Here is a 21206-nt window from a genome sequence, read left to right on the forward strand (position 1 = left end):
CAAAGCACCCTGCTGGGTGCTCGTGTCCTGTTACTCTACTACCTCTGGTATGGCTGGTTTGATATCCTTATCTCCCCTTAACTGCAGCCTCAGTTCTATTAAGGCATCCCGAAGCTGGGCAGCCCTCTCAAATTCCAGATGGCGGGCAGATTCCTTCATTTCCTTCTCCAGCTTGGCAATGAGCTTCTTTAGCTCAGTTTTTGTAAGCTTACCCGTCTTAGGCTTGGCCACATAGGGTGCCTGCTCCTCCGCAGCCCTGGTGGCCTCAATAATATCCCTTACCGCCTTACGAACAGTTTCCGGGGTAATTCCATGCTTGATATTATACTCGGTTTGTATTTTACGGCGTCTTTCTGTTTCCCCCATGGCCTTTTTCATGGAGTCAGTCATTTTATCAGCATACATAATCACAGTGCCCTCGGAATTTCGGGCTGCCCTGCCGATGGTCTGAATCAGGGAGCGCTCTGACCTGAGATAGCCTTCCTTATCGGCATCCAGTATGGCCACCAAACTGACCTCAGGTAAATCAAGCCCCTCACGCAGCAGGTTAATGCCCACCAGCACGTCAAACTCACCCAGCCGCAGATCCCGTAAAATCTCCATACGCTCAATGGTGCCAATATCCGAGTGGAGATAGCGTACCTTTACGCCATGCTCCTTGAAATAATCCGTTAAATCCTCCGCCATCTTCTTAGTCAGAGTTGTAACCAGCACCCGCTCGTCCCGCTCCACCCTAAGTCTTATTTCGCCCAACAGGTCATCAATCTGACCCTTGGTGGGTCTTACGGAAATAACCGGGTCCACCAGCCCTGTGGGCCTAATAATTTGTTCCACCACCTGGGTACTATGCTCAAACTCATATTTGCCGGGGGTAGCCGATACGTAAACCGCCTGGGTTACCTTATGCTCAAACTCAGGGAACTTAAGGGGACGGTTATCCAGGGCCGAGGGCAGGCGAAAGCCATGCTCCACCAGGACTGTCTTTCGGGATCTGTCACCCTCGTACATACCCCCAATCTGGGGTACCGCCACATGGGACTCATCAATAATTATCAGCCAATCCTCGGGAAAAAAGTCCAGCAGTGTATAGGGTGCTTCCCCCGGAGCCCGTCCGGTTAGGTGGCGGGAGTAGTTCTCAATACCCGAGCAGAAACCCACCTCTGCCATCATTTCCAGGTCATAGCGTGTTCTCTGCTCCAAGCGCTGGGCCTCCAGAAGTTTTTCTGCAGCCCTGAGCTCCTTTAGCCGCTGCTCCAATTCAATTTCAATGGCGGCAATGGCCTTCTTAATGTTATCTTCATCGGTTACAAAGTGACTGGCCGGGAAAACGGCTATATGCTGCCGCTGGCCAATGATTTCCCCTGTAAGCACATCCACCTCTAACAGCCGCTCCACTTCATCCCCGAACATCTCAACCCTAAGGGCCCGCTCACTGGCGTTGGCCGGGAATATCTCAATAACATCACCCCTGACCCGGAATTTCCCCCGGCTAAAGTTGATGTCGTTGCGCTCATATTGTATGTCTACCAGCTTACGCAGGATGGCATCCCTTTCATAGGTGCCGCCTACCCGCAGAGAAAGAACTAAATCCCGATAGGCCTCGGGATTACCCAGGCCGTAAATGCAGGAAACACTGGCCACAATAATTACATCCCTGCGCTCCAGCAGGGCGGTGGTGGCCGAGTGCCTCAGCTTGTCTATCTCATCATTAAGGGAGGAATCCTTCTCAATGTAGGTATCAGTATGGGGAATATAGGCCTCGGGCTGGTAATAATCAAAGTAGCTAACGAAATATTCCACAGAGTTCTCGGGAAAAAACTCCTTAAATTCACTGCAAAGTTGAGCTGCCAGCGTCTTATTTGGCGCCAATATCAAGGTAGGACGCTGCACCTGCTGAATAATATTCGCCATGGTAAAGGTCTTACCCGTTCCAGTGGCCCCTAATAGGGTTTGGTGCTTGATACCCTGCTGAAGCCCCTGAACCAATCCTTTGATGGCTGCCGGCTGATCACCCCGGGGGCTAAAGGGGGATTTAAGTTTAAATTCCATAGTAATCACCTGCTTTTTAACTCTACCTAATATTATAACATTCTGGTCAATTAAAAAAACCCGTCCTACAGGAGACCAGGGGCAAAGGTGAAGCCCTTGCTTTCTATTGTTTAGAAATTCTATTAGTTTCTTGGCTTTAGCAATATATAGAATCTCCGGGGAAATCACCCCTAAAAAGAGGTTCAAGTTTCCTCATTCTAAAAATTGGTAACACTACATATAAATATAAATAATGGAAAAAGGTGAAAATTTATGATCAAGATATTCCTTACGGTCAAAACTGAAAAATGGCTCCGTCAAATAAAGTGGCTGCCCATTTTAGTTGTGACTTTAGGTATAATAGCTACCATTCTTCTTGCAAGTCTAATATCCTTATACGCCTATAAAATATAACAGCCCGGGAACCCGGGCTGTTCTTTATCATAAACCTCAACCTAATCTAAGATACTCTTCCTGAACCTTTTGAAAATCTTCCCACACCGGCCTTCGCTTATTGGGGTCCCTTAAAACCGCCGCCGGGTGAAAGGTGGGCATAATCAGGATACCACTCTGGGTCTCCAGCCATTGACCCCTCATTTTAGTTATTCTTGCCTCTGGCCCGATGAGATTTTGTAAGGCAGTACTGCCCAGAAGAACAATAATTTTAGGCTGAATCAGCTCAATTTGCCTATATAAGTAGGGCAGACAGGCTGCCACCTCCAGCTTGGTTGGCACCCGATTATTGGGTGGGCGGCATTTAACCACATTACCTATAAAGACCTGCTCCCTAGATAGATCAATGGCAGCCAATATCTTGTCCAAAAGCTGTCCGGCACGACCAACAAAGGGCATTCCCTGCTCATCCTCATCCTTACCGGGTCCCTCACCGATAAGCATTAGCTTAGCCTGGGGATTACCATTGCCAAAGACCAGTTTATTTCTACCCTCTGACAGAGTGCACCTATTGCAGTTTTGCATATCTGAAGCCAATTGCTCTAAACTCATCACTTGCCTCCAATTAGTTTAAATATAATAATTTCCATCAATGTATAAATTAACTCCTTATTGCCAAACTATTGAATGAAACAAAACCATGATCTTAAGGAGGAAAAATTATGCTGGATTTAAGCAAAGCCAACACCAGTTGGGACAATTGGAAAAAATACCTGGGCCAAGCCATGGAGTTTGCGGAAGAACTGGGAATCTCCCGGGATAAGATTGACAACTACGCCATGACTGCCGGGGCAATTCTGGCTGACAACGTGCAGCCTGCCAATCCCGAGCAAAAGGCCCTGAAGGAGCTCTGGGATGTAGCCGACAAACAAGAGCAAGAAGTTATCGCTCGACTGATGACTAAGCTAGCCAGCCGCTCCCGATAATAACTCTATGATTTCATGAAAGACCACGTCCATCACGGCGTGGTCTTTCCGTTCGGCTATTGGGGGCCCTTCTTCCCTAGCAAATTGTTAAACCATCTTCTAACGGGGCCGCCGGTGGAAAGCTCCATAAAGCTCTCTTCATTACCCTCGGGTACCGGCAGGATACCCAGCATTTCCTTATCACCGAAATGAATTCCTTCTCTAAAAACCCTATCATCCTTGGCAGACCAGTAGGTTATCTGGGGCTGCTGGTAGACACCCAGTGCAAACTCCAGCCCCTGCCTGCTGTTAACTTCCATTTCATTTACATCAATAATTATATCCCCGGAGCGAATCCCGGCTTCCCAGGCCGGATAACCAGGAACCACATCTAAAACCTTCACTCCCTTATTAGGAGGTTGATAGATGGATCTACCAAATTCCAATTTCTTACCTATATAGATGACCATTTCATGTCCCAGGGGTGAAAACATAGCTGCCACCAAGGCCATAAGCCAGGATCTGTCGGCCAACACTGCCAGCCCCAGCAAAATCAAGCTGTAAAAGCCCAATATAACTGCAGAAATCCTGCCCTTTTGCTCCGGCGTTCGAGAAGCTGCCAAATCGCCATAGCCTAGACCCGCCACCACCGGCATTAGTGAGTAGATTAAATGATTTGCATTATCACCAAGGCCTCCCTTGATAAGGGGCCACCACTCGGGCATACCCACACCGCCGTTAGGCATGGTAGTCTCCCCAACCACCACCAGGGCTGTCAGGGGGATGGGCCAAAACTTCTGCAGGGCAAAGCCGCCAACTACCTTACCCTCGGTATTCTTAATAAAGGTAGGTACCGCTCCCTGGTGTCCGCTGACATAAATAAGAAAGGCCTCAACCATATGTAAAATGGCCACCAGGCCAAGGACCTGGGGCACACTTACATTAGGCCAGCCAAAAACAAGGGAGCTAAAAGCCAATATCCCACCCGCATAAGCAAAACATAGAAATCTGGCATCAATCAACATTAGCAAAATAGCCAGGGGCCATAGATATAACAGGCCCGAGCCGGAAAGGGTCAGACCTATCACCAGCATCAGATAGCTGGCTATAACCCCCCCCAGCAGGCCAAAGGCAGTGGCCTTCAACACATCCAGCCACAGTCCCCTGGGCCTTAACCCAAAAAACCTCTCCCGAACCTTGCCAATCCTGCTGTATTGCAGGGCAACAATACCCACAACCAGCAGAAAAAGTGGATCCAGGATAACCGCCACCAGAGTTTGAAATAAAAGAGGGGTAACCTCAAGGAAAGGAAACATTTATTTACACCTGCCAATCGGGAGAATCTACTTCTGTATTTTTTCCCGCACCAGCTTAACTGCCGCTGCCAATTGAATATCATCCTCAGCACCAGGCTTCTGGTCAATCTCAACATCGGGAGCAATTCCCTTTTTATGAATATCATGCCTATGGGGAGTCAGATATCTGGCTGTGGTCAGCTTTAAACCTGCACCATTATCCAAAGGAAAAACTGTCTGAACAACACCCTTACCAAAGGTCTTGGTACCAACCAAAGTTCCCGCGCCCGCATCCTTGATTGCCCCGGCTAAAATCTCCGCAGCACTGGCACTGCCGCCATTAACCAACAGCACCAAGGGCATATCAAGCTTAGGAGGATCCGCATTAAAGGTATGATCCCGGCCAATGCGATAATCAATGTGTACTATGGGACCCTCACCTAAAAACTGATCAGATACCTTGATGGCTGAACCAAGCTCACCACCCAGGTTATCCCGAACATCCAATACCAGCCCCTTCATACCCTCCTGGCGAAGCTCCTCTAATACTTTCACCAACTCATCCCCGGTATTCTCGGTAAACTGACTTATGACAACATAGCCAATATCATTCTCCTCGGGAATCATATGCCCCTCAACTGTGGGTACACTTATTTCCCGCCTTTCTAGGGTCGTCTCTAAAGGCTCTAGGACTCCTTCCCGGACAATGGTAAGGTCCACAGGAGATCCAATTGGACCTCTCATCAAGCCCACCGCCGTTTCAGTATCCATATCCCTGGTTGTCTGATTGTTGATGGCGGCAATAACATCCCCGGCCATTATGCCGGCTTCAGCCGCCGGGGTGTTGGGAAAGGGTTTAATTACCGTCAAATTTTCATCCTTAATTCCAACCAATATCCCTACCCCGCCAAAGGAACCCCGGATTTGATCCTGGAGCTGGGAGTATGTCTTGGAATCCAGATAGGATGAGTAGGGATCGTCCAAAGCCTCTACCAATCCCTTAACGGCTCCCTCCACCAGCAATTCTGGTGCAACCTCAAATAAATATTGACCCTTTACAAGGGTAACCACTTTGATTAGGTTGCCCAAACCCTTGTAATTACTGGCCAGTGTTCCGCCAATAAGCATTACGATGGCAAATACCACGGCAGCCAACACAACAGTTAGGCGTCCCCATAACGCCAATGAACTTCTTCTCACTCTAACACCCGCCCGCTCTAATTTGGTTCTCTCCACAAGTATTATACTACATCAACGAAATATAAATTACAAAGTTTTTTCCAATTATTGGAGTGTGGTTGTTTTTAATAGTTATAAAATATGAGTGAAGGTCGGGAATTATCCCGACCTGTTTATAAATAACCATGTGGGCTAACGGCTGTTCCGTCTTTCCTTACTTCAAAGTGCAGGTGAGGCCCTGTGGACATACCTGTGCTTCCTACCTTGGCAATATTTGATCCCTTGGCTACCCCTTGTCCCTTGCTTACCTGGTAGCTGGAGAGATGACCGTAGAGACTTACCACGCCGCCGCCATGATCAATCATTACCACATTACCATAACCAGTCATAGATCCTGCAAATATCACCACACCGGCAGCCGGTGCAATGACCTGCACCCCGGTGGGAGCCGGTATATCAATACCCGAGTGAAAACGGTTTTGCTTTAATATAGGGTGAATCCTGTTGCCAAAGGGTGAAGATATATTGGTGTAGCCAGGAACCGGCCAGGAGAATTTACCCCCGTCATAACTGCCGCCCTTCTGGGCATTCTCCAAGGCTATTTGTCTTAAAATTGCATCCTCCTGGGCCTCAAGCTTGTCAACCTCAGACTCGGTTTGCTTCAGATCCTTTCTGGCATCGTTAAGGAGGGACTCCTTCTCTTTCTGGGCCTGGGCTAAGACCTGCTTAGCCGCTTCTTGTTCATTCTTTAGGCTGGCAATCCTTTGGGCCCTGGCTTCCAGGGCTACCTTTAATTCCTCAATTTGTGCCTTTTCCTTGTCAATCCTTGCCACCATGGCAGAATCACTCTCTACCATGCGCTGTAAAAGCTCCAATCGGTTGGTGAAGTCAGAAAAGCTGCCGGAATTCAGTAATACCTCAAGGTAGGTTACTGTACCATTTTGATACATGCCCTTAACCCTTTTCTTTAATACCTCGGTACTTTCCTCCAAGCGCTGCTCTGCCTCATTAAGATCCCTTTTGGTATCTTCCACATTTTTCATAGCACTGGCCAGGGAATTCTGAAGTTCGCTAATTTCCCTATTTTTCTGCTCAATTGACGAGTTGATTGATGTAATTTGACTGGTGTAATCCTTTACAACACCCTTGGCCTTCTGCTCCTCAACCTTCTTTTGGTTCAGCTCATTACGTACCTTTTGAAGCTGGTCTTCTAAGGTATTCGCCGCTACTGGGGACAAAGTTCCCGCCAGCAAGACCAGTCCAACACCCACCGATACTAATTTAATAGTCCATCTTTGCACCCAAATCCCCCCAAAAAACTTCAATATATATAACCCTTGCTATACTTTTAAAAACTTCCTTAAAGAAAACCAACTGCCCATGGCACCAATTAGCACCCCAAGTCCAACCATGACGCCCAGTATACCCAGAACCATTCGGGGTTCTACCACTGGCTGAATAAAGGGCAGGGATAGTTGTAGTTTCTTAACCAGGGAAATGTAACCGATATCCACCACCAGCACTGCCAGCAGACCCCCGGTCAGGCCTAAAACTATACCCTCCAACATAAAGGGAAAGCGCACAAACCAGTTGGTTGCCCCGAGGATTTTCATGATGCCAATCTCCCTCCTGCGGGCAAAAACCGACATGCGGATGGTGGTGGCAATAAGAAAGACAGCTGCCAGAGTAAGCAAAAGAAGTGACGCAGCACTGGCAATGCGAATCCATTCAGTTACAGAAAGTAGCTTCTCCACTACTCCCTGACCATAACGCACCTGCTCTATACCCTTCATCTCCTCAAGCTGCTTGGCGATTTGGGGCACAACCTCTGCCCTGGTGGTCTTAATCCTGAAGGCATCCGGCAGGGGATTACTCTTCTCCAGGGTTTCCAAGATATCTGCCCTGTCTCCAAGATTATCCTTCATATCTTCCAGAGCTTCCTCCTTGGAAACAAACTGGACAATCTCAATGTCAGGCAATTTCTTTACCTTAGCTTCAATTTCATCCCGGTCTACTTTTCCAACGTTTTCATCCAGAAATGCAGTTATCTCAACACTGCTCTCCACCGACTGGGCCAACTTATCGGCATTAACCACCAACAGTAAGGAACAACCTAAAATAATAAGGGAAACGGTAACAATGCCAATGGAAGAAATGGAAAGCCAGCTGTTTCTAACCAGCGAGGTAAAGGTCTCTCGAAAAAAGTACTTCAGAGTGTTAAAGTTCACTGCTGTACACCCCGCTCTCTTCGTCACGGACCACAACTCCACCGGCCACCTCAATAACCCGTTTCTTTAAGTTATTTACTAAGCCACTGTCGTGGGTGACCATTAAAATGGTGGTGCCACGACGGTTAATTTCCTGAAAGAGCTGTGCTATTTCCTTTGAGGTAATGGGGTCCAGATTACCAGTGGGTTCATCGGCAATAATCATGAGGGGATTATTGACAATAGCCCTAGCTATACACACCCTCTGCTGCTCCCCACCGGACATTTGGGCAGGCAGCAAGTTATCCTTACCCTTAAGTCCCACCTGCTCCAACGCCTCTGGTACCAACCTTTTAATATCCCTTGTTGATGCACCGGTGATTTCCAAGGCGAAGGCAATATTCTCTGCTGCGGTTTTTTGGGGCAGCAGCCGAAAATCCTGAAAAACCATGCCTATCTTCCGGCGCATATGGGGTATCTCCCTGGACTTCATCCGCGCTACATTTCTGCCATTAAACATAATCTGACCCCTGGTGGGTAACTCTTCACGAAAAATCAGCTTGATTAAACTTGATTTACCCGCACCACTTGGTCCCACCAAAAAAACAAATTCACCTTTTTTTATCGTTAAGGTTAAATCCGAAACAGCTTTCACACCGTTATCATAAACCTTGGAGACATTGTAGAACTGTATCATAGATTTACGCTGTCCACCTTATCCTTTAAAGTAAGAAAACATACAAAGACACATAGTAAGCTACATTTCGATTTCGACGTAATAAAGGCAAATTCCTTTAATATTCGGCAAAAATTCATTCCTTTTTGTCCATTTTTTACAAATAATAGAAAAGCCTGGCCCATGGCCAGACCTTTTGGCTACCTGCCAATGAGGTGCCTTGTCCAGGAATTTCTACTTAGCAGATAAGCACCAAGATAACTTATCATACAGCATAGAAGGAGGTTAAACAGCACCACCCACCAGTGGTAGCCCAGCCCCAATCTGCCTTCAAACACCTCAAGAAAGGTCAAAACCAGGGGGTGAATTAAATAAATCCCGTAGGACTGGCCGGAAACTTTTCCGGTAAATCTTGTTAAGGGGCTACTTCCAGGCAAATACTTTAAGGCCACCGCAATAATGGCCATAATGGTGACCACCGTAAATAGGATACCTAGGGGTCTGATGGATGTGGCAGCATAGGAAATAATAACCCCCGGTTGGGCAATCCGCCCATAAAACTCCGCCACCATTGCCACCAGCAAAGCACAAGCTCCCAGGACAAACCAGTTTGTCCACCGAAGTAAAAAAGCTCTAACCGTAGACAACCTGCCGGCACAGTAGGCACCTAATACAAAAAAGCCCAGCCAGGTCAGAAATAGCTTGCCTTGATACTTAAAGAGAAAGCTTATTAAAGGTGATGACCAGGGTCTAATGTTATAGAAAAGCATGGCCACCCAAGCCAAGTAAAGGCCGAAAATAACCAGCGTCACTAAGCCGGCATGCTTCTCCACCCTTTGCCAGAGGGGTAAAACCAGGGGAAATAAAAGGTAAAACTGAAATATCAGCACAACAAAATACAAGTGATAAAAGCTCTCCCCCATTAAGAGGGCCTTGAGAAAAGGCATCCAGGCTTCGGTCAAATTAATTTCCCGGAAGCTAATATACTGCTTAAAAAGGAAATATAGTAAACTCCAGAGGAAATAAGGAACTAGTACATAAGTAATCCTCTTTCTGAAATAAGCTGACCAGTTGACTGAATGATAATCCCTATAATTATAAAAAAGCACAAAACCAGTTACAAACACAAAGGCCGGAATTGAAAACCTGGCAAACTGGTTAGCCAGGGTAACCGCAAGATGGTATGGGGAACCCTGGATTCCCAGCATCAGGGGTGTGGCCGTAATATGAATGATAATAACCGAGATAGCTGCTATGGCCCGCAACAAATCCAGTTCCGCCACCTTATCCCTGACCCCGTTAGTATGACCCCTCAACCCTGTCCACCTCCGTTAAACTAATTGGAGAGGTGGGAGCCAAAAGCCATCACCTCTCCAATGTTGAAATTATAACCTTAACGGCTTTTCTTGGCCACTGCTTTTTTAGCAGCCTCAACCAGGGCCTCCGCCGTTAGCCCAAAATGCTTCAGTAATTCATCAGGCTTTCCGGATTCCCCAAAGGTATCCCTCATACCAACCCGCTGAAGTGGTACTGGCTGGTGCTCGGACAGAGTTTCCGCCACAGCACTTCCCAAGCCCCCGATAATGCTGTGCTCCTCAGCAGTTACCACGGCCCCGCACTTTCTGGCGGCCTCCACAATGGCAAAGATATCCAGGGGCTTGATGGTATGTACATCTATTACCATGGCCTTGATTCCCTCGTCTGCTAAAATATCCGCAGCCTCCAGAGCCATGGAAACCATGATTCCGGTAGCAATAAGGGCCACATCCTCACCTTCACGCAGGGTTACCGCCTCACCAGGGGTAAACTTAAAGTCGTCCCCGTGCAGAACCGGAACCCCGGAGCGTCCCAGGCGAATATAGACAGGTCCTTTAATTTCAGCAGCAGCCTTGATGGCAGCCGCTGTCTCCACCGCGTCAGCCGGCACAAAAACGGTCATCCCCGGCAGAGACCTCATGATAGCTATATCTTCAATGGACTGGTGGGAGCCACCATCCTCACCCACTGTAATTCCCGCATGGGTGGCGGCAATTTTTACATTAAGTCTGGGATAGGCAATGCTATTACGAATTTGCTCAAAGGCCCGTCCCGTGGCAAACATGGCAAAGGTGCTGGCAAAGGGTATCTTGCCCACCGTGGCCAGACCGGCCGCTGTTACCATCATATTAGCCTCAGCTATACCCATATTAAAGAATCGCTCAGGGTAGTTTTTAAAGAAATCATAGGTCTTGGTAGACTTGGATAGGTCAGCATCTAAAACTACTACATCTTTATTTTCTGCTCCCAGGCGGACCAATTCCTGGCCATAGGCATCCCGGGTGGCGATTTTTTTAGTCATGGTAAATCTCCTCCTTGTTTAGGCCAGTTCTACGAGGGCTTGATCCCTCTGCTCCGGTTTTGGTGCATTACCATGCCAGCCGGCCTGGTTCTCCATAAAGCAGACCCCTTTACCCTTTACGGTTTTGGCAATTACCATGGTGGGCTTACCCTTAGTGGCCTTAGCTTCCTCTATGGCCGTCAGTATTTGAGCCAAATCATGTCCATCAATCTCAATTACCTGCCAGCCAAAGGCGCGCCATTTGTCAGCCAGGGGTGCTACACCCATGACTTCCTCCACAGGGCCGTCAATCTGTAGATTATTATAATCAAGGAAGGCAGTCAGATTATCCAATTTATAGTGGGCTGCAGCCATGGCGGCCTCCCATACTTGTCCTTCCTGAATCTCACCATCACCCAGCATTACATATACCCTCTGATCCCCACCATCCAGGCGCAACCCCATGGCCATGCCATTGGCCGCAGAAAGTCCCTGTCCCAGGGAACCGGTGGACATCTCTACCCCCGGTAATTTTTTCATATCAGGGTGCCCCTGCAGACGGCTCCCCAACTTTCTCAGGGTCTGAAGCTCCTCAACGGGGAAAAAGCCCTTTTCAGCCAGGGCAGCATACAACACCGGGGCAGCATGACCCTTAGACAACACAAACCTATCCCGACCCTGCCATTCCGGGTTTTCCGGGTCCAGCCTCATGGTATCAAAAAACAGTGCCGCAACCATGTCAGCCGCCGATAGGGAGCCACCAGGATGCCCTGAACCGGCTTCACATAACATGCTAATAATATGCCTTCGAATTGTTTTTGCCCTCTCCTGCAACTCAGCAATCTTTTGCTCCATTGTCTAACCCCCACTTTTATTTAATACCAAAATATGTACCCTTATTTTTTACCCTCAAGACCTTGAAAGCCCTCACCAAGAACCTCACTGACATGGGCCAAAATCACAAAGGCCCCAGGGTCCTGCTCTTGAACAATTGCCTTTAGCTTGGTTACCTGGGTTACTCCCACAATGGTCAGGATAACCTCCCGTTCCATTCCGGTATACATCCCCTTGCCCTTCCAGGCAGTGGCACCCCGATCCAATTCCTTGTTAATGGCGTCACCAACAGCCTCGGCTTTACTGGTGATGATGATAAAGGCCTTGGCCGAGGAAAAGCCCTCCAGTACCCGGTCGATAATCCAGGAAGTGAGGAAGATAGTAATTAGGGCGTACATGGCCAATTCCACTGATTGGAAAACAACACCTGCCCAAACTACAACTATGGCATCTATTAAGAACAATAGCTGACCGACATTAATACCCACATAGCTTCTCACAATGGCCGCAGCCAGCACAGTACCCCCAGTGGTTCCATTAAACCTGAACACAAGACCCAGGCCAATACCCATGAGAACTCCCCCGTAGAGGCTGGCCAGCAGCAAATCCTCAGTGATGAGGGGCATATGGGGCGCAAGTAAATCGATAAATAACGAAAGGGTAATCATCCCATAAAGGGAATTTACCGTAGAACGCCAGCCCAACCGCAGGCTTGACCAAATAAACAGGGGTATATTAAGGGCCAACATCACGGCACCAACCGGCAGGTTAACCATATAGTACAAAATGGTGGCAATGCCGCTTACCCCTCCCGCCGCTATTTTAGCGGGAACCAGGAAAGCATCCAACCCCAAAGCCGTTAAAAACACCCCAAAGGTTACCCCTAAATAAGATTTAAACCAGCGATAATACATACGCTAACAAAACCTTTCTAATTTTTAGACACCGTCATATTGCACATAAGGTCGGGTTTATCATACCCCAAAAAGTGTCAGCCTATTTTCACAATTGGTGACCATAAACAAACCTTATAAGTCTTCTACTCCCATCTAGCAAATCCTCCCAAAACCCAGAAATTTTGTCGAATATCAACCTTCGCCCCGGAAATGAGTCAAAAAATCGTCCCCTGCCTCACTTTCCAATCAGGGGACGATTCTTTTACTCATTTTTCCGTTATTCCCTTTGGGTGGTGCCGGCTTTGTCTTTCAAATAGGCGGCGATGAATTCGCCGATGTCGCCATCCATGACGGCGTGGACGTTGCCCTTTTCAACCCCTGTACGGTGGTCCTTGACCAGGTTATAGGGGTGAAAGACGTAGGATCTAATTTGGCTGCCCCAGGCGATCTCCTTCTGTTCACCACGTATGGCCGATAACTCTTCTTCTTTCTTGCGCAGCTCCAGATCAATCAGCTTGGCCTTTAGCAGCTTCATGGCCGCTGCCCGGTTGTAAATCTGGGAGCGTTCATTCTGACAGGCCACCACTATGCCGGTGGGCAGGTGAGTAATACGCACGGCTGAGTCAGTCTTATTAACGTGCTGCCCTCCAGCCCCCCCGGAGCGATAGGTATCAATTTTTAAATCTTCGGTTTTTATATCTACAGCTACTTCCTCATCTACCACCGGCAGTACATCCACCGAGGCAAAGGAGGTGTGCCTCCTGCCCGCTGTATCAAAGGGGGAGATGCGCACCAGACGGTGCACGCCCTTCTCCGAGCGCAGGTAGCCATAGGCATTTGGCCCCGAAACCTGGAAAGTGGCACTTTTTATACCGGCCTCATCCCCGGGCAGCAGGTCCAGCAGCTCAACCTTATAGTTTTGGTTCTCACAATAACGTGTATACATGCGCAGCAGCATCTGGGCCCAATCCTGGGACTCAGTTCCACCCGCTCCAGGATGAATGGCCAGGATAGCATCTGCCCGGTCATAGGGCCCCGCCAGCAAAACCTCCAACTCCATCTCATCCACTCTTTTTGCCAGTTCTGCCAAACCCGAGGTTAATTCATCCTCCAGCAGCGGGTCCTTCTCCCCCTCACAAAGCTCCAGCATCACCGCAAGATCCTGATAAGCACTCTCAAGGCCGGTAAAGGTCCCTACCCGTTCCTTCAGGCCAGCCAACCTCTGGTTAACCTTTTGGCTCCGCTCCACATCATCCCAGAACCCCTGACCCATCATCTCATGCTCTAATTTACCTATCTCAACTTCCTGTTCATCAATGTCAAAGAGAAACCCTCAAATCTCTAACTAGCTTCTCCAACCGCTCCAACTCACGCCTTACCTCCGCATAAACCAAGACCTTCACCCTCTCAAAACTAATATAAACAGTCCCGTAAACAAAGGACCCCAAAGAACTACCCTAAGCCAAGTCCTACCCTTTAGTCGCACAACATTTCTTATATTTCTTGCCACTGCCACATGGGCAGGGATCATTCCTGCCAGCCTGCTGCTCCTTGCGCACAGGCTGTTTTTGCCCTTCATCCCCAGAGCGGTTCTCCACCGTTACCCTCTGTTCCTTAGGCTGGGCGGGCACTAAGTTTACCCGGAAGATATACCTCACAGTATCATCCTGGATAGTGGCAATCATATTATTAAACATTTCAAAGGCTTCAAATTTATACTCGATGACCGGATCCTTTTGTCCGTAGGCCCTAAGACCAATGCCTTCGCGAAGTTGGTCCATGGCATCCAGATGATCCATCCACTTTTCATCCACCAGCCTGAGCAGAACCACCCGCTCAATTTCCCGCATGGTTTCGGCTCCAAGTTCCTCTTCACGAAGCCGATAAATCTCCAGGGATTTCTCCAGAAGCTCCTCCTTCAGAGCATCCCTGCCCATATCCTCCAGATCCTCCGGCTTCAAATCATGATTGGGCAGATATAGCTGGGAGGCATACTCCAGCAGGCCGGCCAAATCCCACTCTTCCTGGTGAACACCTTCGGGGGCATAGACTTCCACCGAGCGACCCACCACTGTGGCAATTGTCTCCTGGATGTTTTCTGCCATATTCTCGCTGGTCAATACCTTGCGGCGCTGCTCATAAATCAGCTCCCGCTGCTTGTTCATTACATCATCATATTTCAATACATGCTTACGAATATCAAAGTTGCGGTTTTCCACACGTTTCTGGGCGGTTTCAATGGATTTGGAAACTATTCCGGCCTCGATGGGCATATCCTCTTCCATCCCCAGGCGATTCATCAGCCCGGCAATATTGTCGGAGCCAAAGAGTCTCATCAAATCGTCTTCCAGGGAAATATAAAACTGGCTGGAGCCGGGATCTCCCTGGCGTCCTGCACGACCCCTCAACTGGTTATCAATACGGCGGCTTTCATGCCGTTCTGTACCTATTATATGCAGACCACCCAATTCAACCACCCGGTTGCGTTCCGCCACACATTGTCCACGGAAATGCTCAACCAGTTTATTATATTCGGCCTCGGCCTCTTCCTCTGCCAGTCCCCTCTTGCGTAGCTCATTCTGGGCTAAAATCTCCGGGTTACCACCAAGCAAAATATCGGTACCACGGCCGGCCATGTTGGTGGCAATGGTTACGGAATTTATGCGGCCTGCCTGGGCAATAATTTCAGCTTCCTTATCGTGAAACTTGGCGTTCAATACCTGATGAGGCACACCCTTTTTCTTCAGCAGACTGCTGATCATTTCAGATTTCTCGATGGAGATGGTACCCACCAGCACCGGCTGGCCCACGGCATGCCGCTTGGCCACATCCTCTACCACCGCCCGGTATTTAGCGCCCTCGGTTTTGTACACCACATCGGACATATCGTCACGAACCATGGCCCTGTTGGTGGGGATTACCACCACATCAAGACCATAAATACTGCGAAATTCATCTTCTTCAGTTAAGGCCGTACCGGTCATGCCTGCCAGCTTCTTATACATACGGAAGTAGTTTTGGAAGGTAATGGTGGCTAAGGTCTGAGATTCCCGCTCAATCTTAACTCCTTCCTTGGCCTCAATGGCCTGGTGCAGGCCATCGCTGTACCTACGGCCAAACATCAGACGGCCGGTAAATTCATCGACAATAACTACCTCTCCGTCTTTGACCACATAATCCTTGTCCCGTTTCATTAAACCGTGAGCCTTCAGGGCCTGGTTCAGGTGGTGGCTTAACTCCATGTGGGTATCGTCATAGAGGTTGCCTACATTAAGCATTTTCTCCACCTTGGCCACACCCTCTTCGGTAAGCAGCACGGTGTGGGCCTTTTCATCCACAGTAAAATCAATATCCTTAATCAGCTTAGGCACTATTTTTGCCATGGTGTAATAGAGATCCGTGGGCTTATCAGCCGCACCCGAGATAATCAGGGGAGTTCTGGCCTCATCTATTAAAATACTGTCCACTTCGTCCACAATGGCGAAGTTAAGATTTCTTTGAACTACCTGGGCAGGGTTAACAGCCATATTATCCCGCAGGTAATCAAAACCAAACTCATTGTTTGTCCCGTAGGTAATATCGGAATTATAAGCCCGGCGCCTCTCATCAGAATCCAGCCCATGGACAATTAGACCCACCGACAGACCTAAAAATCTGTACAGCTGTCCCATCCAGTCACTGTCACGGGTAGCCAGATAATCGTTCACGGTAATCACGTGAACTCCCTCACCCTTTAAGGCATTAAGATAAACCGGCAGGGTTGCCACCAAGGTTTTACCTTCACCGGTTTTCATTTCAGAAATACGTCCCTGGTGCAGCACCATGCCGCCAATAAGCTGAACATCAAAGTGACGCATACCCAGCACCCGCTTGGATGCCTCCCTTACCACCGCAAAGGCCTGGGGCAGGATGTCATCCAGGGTTTGTCCGTTTTCTAAAAGCTGCTTAAATTCCACAGTCTTACCCTGCAACTCCTGGTCGGTCAAGGCCGCCATCTGGGGCTCCAGCCCATTAATATCTTCCACAACCCGCTGCAATTTTTTAATTACCCGGGCGTTATCATCAAACAAGCCCTTGATAAAATTTAACACCGGTTTCCCACCTTTCCGAAATTAAACAACACAAGCTATTAAGTTAATAAGTTAGGTGCCTGGCACCCGAATTAAGCTTACAATAACACCTAATTCTAACATTTGCGGTTTTTCAAATCAAGCGGGGGGACTGGGGCTGGTATAAATCTAAAGGCACGCCTGGGGCGTGCCTTTTCTTGGTCCTATTAAAACTCCGGCTCGATTAAGCCGTAATTACCGTCTTTGCGCTTGTAGATTACGTTGACCTGCTCGGATTCTGCATTTGAAAATACGAAGAAGTCGTGGCCCAGCATGTTCATCTGCATGATGGCCTCATCCATTGGCATGGGCTTAATGGCAAAACGCTTTGTCTTGATTACCTTTGGGGTTTCGTCCTCAAACTTGTCGGCAGCTCCATTATCCGCAAGGACCTTTCCTGCCCGGCGGTTAAGCTTGCCCTTGTAACGGCTGATTTGTCTCTCAATCTTTTCAACCACCAAATCAATGGAAGAATACATATCTCCGGTAGCCTCTTCACCCCTAAGCAGCATACCGTTAACGGGAATGGTAACCTCAATCTTCTGTGCGTCTCCCTCAACAACAAGAGTGGCCTGGGCTTCCCCCAAATTATCCAGGAACCTGTCAAGTTTCCCAAGACGCTTTTCCACATAGTCCCTCAGGGCTGGGGTAACCTGAATGTTCTTACCGCGAACTTGTACCTTCATTAAACTTCCACTCCTTTCGCAGCTAGAAAATACTTCCTGAGATAGTATTCCCGAAATCCACCAAAATTCCTGCATTTATTTATAAAATTTTTAAACCCCGGCCATTGGCCGGGGTGTTAGTTTCATTTGCTTAAATTAACGCTTAGTTACGTTAGCAGCCTGGGGACCACGAGCGCCTTCAACGATGTCGAATTCAACTTCTTGTCCTTCTGCCAGACTTTTAAAGCCATCTTCTTGGATTGCGGAAAAGTGAACGAAAACATCGCCACCTTCTTCTCTTTCAATGAAACCATAACCTTTTTCCGCGTTGAACCATTTAACCTTGCCGAGCATTTACATTCCTCACTTTCAAAATACTTTCCAGAGTCCCAGTAGGACTCACGTGGAGTAATATTATCACTTTATAACATTATCTGTCAAGTAAAAGCTCCCTACCTTTCTTGCCGCCCTCATGTCGAAAAATTCCTTAGGGAAAAGGGTTTTCCTGTGGACAATGTGGATAAGTCTGTTAATAACCCATTAAATCAAGGGTCTTACTGTGGACATGAGGAAAATCATATGGTATTTTTTGTCACATCCTTAGTGCTATTGGCACAATTTTTGTAGAAGTTTTATACTTCCAGTATTTACCATTTATTCCAGTTTTATTCCAAAACAGTGATTACGTCACAATTTAAGGTCTTTGGACCGACCAATTACCATTTATCGGGGCAAATCGAAGTATTATCTGCAAAAATAAGTTCTTCCTAAATGCAAATATATTTTACCACTGTGAATGCAACAAATTACATCCACCGAAATTGATTTAATAGTCTCACAATTCGTCTATTGTCACCATTACGTGTTATTATTTAGTTAACAAAATAATAACATACAGAAGGTGTAGAAAATGGTTGCCATATTAAAAATTTTACTGGTTTTTTCACTAATTATTATCCTACTTCGGAAAAGAATCAGCTTAGGGACCACCATGCTGGTATCCAGCGGTTTGCTGGGCCTGCTTTTCGGCCTTGGCCCTGCCCCACTATTAAAGCAATTTTTCCTTACATTAATCCATCCGGCCACTATTTCCCTTATTTCAGCCCTGGTCTTGATCATGATTCTAGAATCGGTAATGAGAAATACCGGCATGCTAAAGGCCATGACCGACTCCTTACTTAAACTACCCTTAAATCCCCTTGTACTGATAGCATCTATCCCGGCAATTATCGGCTTTTTGCCCTCTGCCGGAGGGGCAAGATTTTCCGCCCCCCTGGTTGATCAAGCCACCTCCAATATGTCCTTTCAACCGGAGGATAAGGTGTTCATCAACTACTGGTTTAGACACATGTGGGAATACTGCCTCCCCCTTTACCCGGGCCTACTCCTGGCGGCACATATTTCCGGAGTTCCCCTGGGAACCCTCATCCTCTGGCAGTGGCCCTTTGCGGTAATTTGGGCACTCCTAGGATATTGGTATATCTTCCGTCCCTTCGGAGGAGATAAAGAGGCTGCAGCAGCAACAGAGGCCGGTACAGAAGCCCTGCCTAAACAAGAAGAGGGTCACTCCTTGATGGACTTAATAAAGACCACCTGGCCCCTTTGGTGTACCGTTTTACTGGTCCTCGCCCATGTTTCCATCGTTATTTCCATCATCGGGGTTCTATTGCTGCTAATCATTCAGAAACGCTATCCCCTCCAGCCTTTAATAAAAACAATCTTTGAGCCCCTTACAGCCCGTATCGTTTTTTTAACCTGGGGGACCCTGGCCTTCAAGGACGTCCTTGAGGCCTCCGGGGCGGTTAACCAATTGAGCAGTGCCATCTCCTCCTTTGGCTTTTCCCCGGTCATTATCCTAATCCTCCTGCCTTTAGCCGTTGGGATGCTGACCGGCTTACTGCAGGCCTGCATTGGGGTATCCTTCCCACTGGTCATGAGTTTCATTGAGCCCTCAGGGGCCTATGTAATGCTTGCCTATATCTCCGGGGTAGCTGGGGTTATGATTTCGCCCGTACACCTTTGCCTTGTTTTATCCATCGAATATTTTAAAGCGGATTTTACCCGCTCCTATAAACCCCTGCTGATGCCAAGCTTGCTGGTTGTAGGTATCGCCCTGGGGGCATTTGCGGTATTGAGATGACCCTAACCTCGGGCAGCCGTGGCCACATATACCGGACCGGCGCCTGCGGCAAGAAGGGCTTCTGCCAGGGCCGCTGCCGTAAAACCTGTTGTAAATACATCATCAATAATTAATACGGATTTTCCATAAACCTCCGAGGGGTCAGCTATAGCAAAGGCCTCCCGGAGGTTTTGCTGTCTTTCCTCCCGGCTAAGACCAGTTTGATGGGGTGTTTCAAGCTTTTTCACAACTGCATGGGAAAGCAAGGGCAATTTTAACTCCCTGGCGATATACCTAGCCAACAGCTCCGCCTGGTTAAAACCCCGCTCTCTGATCCTTTGAGCAGAAGCAGGCACCGGAACCACAGCCAGCACCTGGGAAAAATGTCCATTACTTCTGATTACCTTAATCATTAGCTCAGCCAGTAATGGGGCCAAGACTTTCCTGCCCCGGTATTTTAACAGGTGAATGGCCTCCTTTAAATACCCTTGATAGGGTCCTGCCGCCATGGCCATGGCAAAGGGAGGTGCATCCCTGCCGCAGAAAACACACCTGTGTTTTTCCATCTCAGCCGGGGCAAGGGGCTTTCCGCACAGGCAACACTTTGGCAGTTTCCTCCAGCCTTCCAACCACTCCAAGCAACGGCTGCATAAGCCCTCCGGCTTTCCCCTGTAACCACATAGGGGACAGCCTGATTTAACGGGAAATATTAAATTCAGCAGGGCATCTAGCAGTGAGCCCATGGAGTGCCTCCTAGCAATAGATTTTATTAGTACTTCTCTATGTCACAATCTAATCCTTCAATAAAAAATGAGAGGGGCGGGAATATCCCGCCCCGATGGTTAGATTAATTCCATTTCCACAACATCACGGTTAACAACCCGGGCGCCTGCTGCACTAACCAGGTTACCGCCTGTACTGTAGAATACATTACTGCTAACGATCTGATCCATGGCTGCTTTCACTTCAGTGGCCTGAAGGTTTTCCTTGGGATCGGAAACCCTCAGGGTAACCTTGCTGCCGGCTTCATTTATAAATATAAGTTCCAGGGTTTGAGCCATAGTTTACCTCCTCTCTATTCCTCAACCAGTTCACTTTCATCGACCCGGAATACCGCTACCAGGACTTTGCTCTGCAGTCCGTTTAAGGCCATGGCTGCATCGTATAAATCACTATCACTGGCAGTAACCTTGACCTTAGAGAAGCTCCTGTTAACGAATACCGGCTGACCGCTGCCGTTTACCCCGTTGTTATACCTTAGCCTCAAGGTACACAGATAGGGCTCCTTTGATATGGGCATTATACCATCCTCCTTTTCTCCAGGCCTGATTCATGTGAAGTACTTCAAATACAGTTTAACCCTTCATCGGTAATTTGGAAAAAAATGAGTTAGTTCTTATATTTATACATATCAAACAAACCTAAGATTTATATTCCAACAACTCGGCCCTTTTATAGGCTTGTCAGTACAAAGTAATCTTAGGCCATAAAGAAAGACACCCCTACCAAGGTGTCTAAAATGC

General features: G+C 48.0%; 20 protein-coding genes. 2 read left to right on the forward strand and 18 right to left on the reverse strand.

The window, feature by feature from the left end; translation table 11 throughout:
- Nucleotides 1–30 precede the first annotated feature (30 nt).
- Nucleotides 31–2049 (reverse strand): excinuclease ABC subunit UvrB, encoded by a 2019-nt coding sequence (gene uvrB, locus P6N53_RS11860; protein WP_304543439.1) that lies wholly within the window; start codon nt 2047–2049, stop codon nt 31–33.
- A gap of 429 nt (nt 2050–2478) precedes the next feature.
- Nucleotides 2479–3033 (reverse strand): uracil-DNA glycosylase, encoded by a 555-nt coding sequence (locus tag P6N53_RS11865; protein ID WP_304543404.1) that lies wholly within the window; start codon nt 3031–3033, stop codon nt 2479–2481.
- A 110-nt stretch (nt 3034–3143) separates the two neighbouring features.
- Between P6N53_RS11865 and P6N53_RS11870 the strand changes: the two genes are divergently transcribed.
- Nucleotides 3144–3407, forward strand: coding sequence for a DUF3243 domain-containing protein (locus P6N53_RS11870; RefSeq protein WP_304543406.1), 264 nt, complete (start codon nt 3144–3146; stop codon nt 3405–3407).
- A 56-nt stretch (nt 3408–3463) separates the two neighbouring features.
- Here the strand turns inward: P6N53_RS11870 and P6N53_RS11875 are convergent, their stop codons facing one another.
- The 13 genes from P6N53_RS11875 to P6N53_RS11935 all read right to left on the reverse strand — a co-directional run bounded on the left by P6N53_RS11875 (nt 3464) and on the right by P6N53_RS11935 (nt 17918).
- Nucleotides 3464–4702, reverse strand: a complete 1239-nt coding sequence (locus P6N53_RS11875; protein ID WP_304543408.1) for a PDZ domain-containing protein — start codon at nt 4700–4702, stop codon at nt 3464–3466.
- A gap of 27 nt (nt 4703–4729) precedes the next feature.
- Nucleotides 4730–5881 (reverse strand): S41 family peptidase, encoded by a 1152-nt coding sequence (locus tag P6N53_RS11880; protein WP_304543410.1) that lies wholly within the window; start codon nt 5879–5881, stop codon nt 4730–4732.
- 152 nt (nt 5882–6033) lie between these two features.
- Complete coding sequence (locus tag P6N53_RS11885) at nt 6034–7161, reverse strand: murein hydrolase activator EnvC family protein (RefSeq protein WP_304543412.1); 1128 nt, start codon at nt 7159–7161, stop codon at nt 6034–6036.
- Nucleotides 7162–7200: 39 nt separating this feature from the next.
- Nucleotides 7201–8088 carry a permease-like cell division protein FtsX gene (ftsX, locus tag P6N53_RS11890; protein WP_304543414.1) on the reverse strand — a complete coding sequence of 296 codons (888 nt, stop codon included), beginning with the start codon at nt 8086–8088 and terminating at the stop codon, nt 7201–7203.
- Nucleotides 8078–8764: a cell division ATP-binding protein FtsE gene (ftsE, locus tag P6N53_RS11895; protein WP_304543416.1), complete on the reverse strand. Its 687-nt coding sequence runs from the start codon at nt 8762–8764 to the stop codon at nt 8078–8080. Before ftsE ends, ftsX begins: the two co-directional genes overlap by 11 nt.
- Before the next feature lie 179 nt (nt 8765–8943).
- A complete protein-coding gene (locus P6N53_RS11900) occupies nt 8944–10059 on the reverse strand; it encodes an acyltransferase (RefSeq protein ID WP_304543418.1) in 1116 nt (371 codons plus the stop codon).
- Nucleotides 10060–10136: 77 nt separating this feature from the next.
- Nucleotides 10137–11081, reverse strand: a complete 945-nt coding sequence (locus P6N53_RS11905; protein WP_304543420.1) for a transketolase family protein — start codon at nt 11079–11081, stop codon at nt 10137–10139.
- Nucleotides 11082–11099: 18 nt separating this feature from the next.
- Entirely contained in the window at nt 11100–11915 is an 816-nt protein-coding gene (locus P6N53_RS11910) for a transketolase (RefSeq protein WP_304543422.1), read from the reverse strand.
- 41 nt (nt 11916–11956) lie between these two features.
- Entirely contained in the window at nt 11957–12808 is an 852-nt protein-coding gene (locus P6N53_RS11915; protein WP_304543423.1) for a YitT family protein, read from the reverse strand.
- Between the two features lie 259 nt (nt 12809–13067).
- A protein-coding gene (prfB, locus tag P6N53_RS11920) for a peptide chain release factor 2 (protein WP_304543424.1) occupies nt 13068–14193 on the reverse strand; the annotation gives its coding sequence in 2 pieces (ribosomal slippage) (nt 13068–14111 and nt 14113–14193; 1125 coding nt in all).
- 66 nt (nt 14194–14259) lie between these two features.
- Nucleotides 14260–16881, reverse strand: coding sequence for a preprotein translocase subunit SecA (gene secA / locus P6N53_RS11925; RefSeq protein ID WP_304543425.1), 2622 nt, complete (start codon nt 16879–16881; stop codon nt 14260–14262).
- Between the two features lie 185 nt (nt 16882–17066).
- A complete protein-coding gene (gene hpf, locus P6N53_RS11930) occupies nt 17067–17585 on the reverse strand; it encodes a ribosome hibernation-promoting factor, HPF/YfiA family (protein ID WP_304543427.1) in 519 nt (172 codons plus the stop codon).
- A 135-nt stretch (nt 17586–17720) separates the two neighbouring features.
- The gene (locus P6N53_RS11935) at nt 17721–17918 is read right to left on the reverse strand and encodes a cold shock domain-containing protein (RefSeq protein WP_304543428.1); all 198 of its coding nucleotides are present in this window, start codon (nt 17916–17918) and stop codon (nt 17721–17723) included.
- 556 nt (nt 17919–18474) lie between these two features.
- Between P6N53_RS11935 and P6N53_RS11940 the strand changes: the two genes are divergently transcribed.
- Nucleotides 18475–19704, forward strand: a complete 1230-nt coding sequence (locus tag P6N53_RS11940) for a DUF401 family protein (protein ID WP_304543430.1) — start codon at nt 18475–18477, stop codon at nt 19702–19704.
- A gap of 2 nt (nt 19705–19706) precedes the next feature.
- Here P6N53_RS11940 and P6N53_RS11945 read toward each other — a convergent pair whose 3' ends face one another.
- From P6N53_RS11945 to P6N53_RS11955, 3 genes are all read right to left on the reverse strand, one after another.
- Entirely contained in the window at nt 19707–20426 is a 720-nt protein-coding gene (locus P6N53_RS11945; RefSeq protein ID WP_304543432.1) for a ComF family protein, read from the reverse strand.
- A gap of 99 nt (nt 20427–20525) precedes the next feature.
- Nucleotides 20526–20744, reverse strand: a complete 219-nt coding sequence (locus tag P6N53_RS11950) for a DUF2922 domain-containing protein (protein ID WP_304543433.1) — start codon at nt 20742–20744, stop codon at nt 20526–20528.
- A gap of 14 nt (nt 20745–20758) precedes the next feature.
- On the reverse strand, nt 20759–20983 hold the full coding sequence (locus P6N53_RS11955; protein WP_304543435.1) for a DUF1659 domain-containing protein: 225 nt from the start codon (nt 20981–20983) through the stop codon (nt 20759–20761).
- Nucleotides 20984–21206 lie beyond the last annotated feature (223 nt).

Source organism: Desulforamulus aquiferis, from assembly GCF_030577015.1.
GTDB lineage: Bacteria > Bacillota > Desulfotomaculia > Desulfotomaculales > Desulfotomaculaceae > Desulfotomaculum > Desulfotomaculum aquiferis.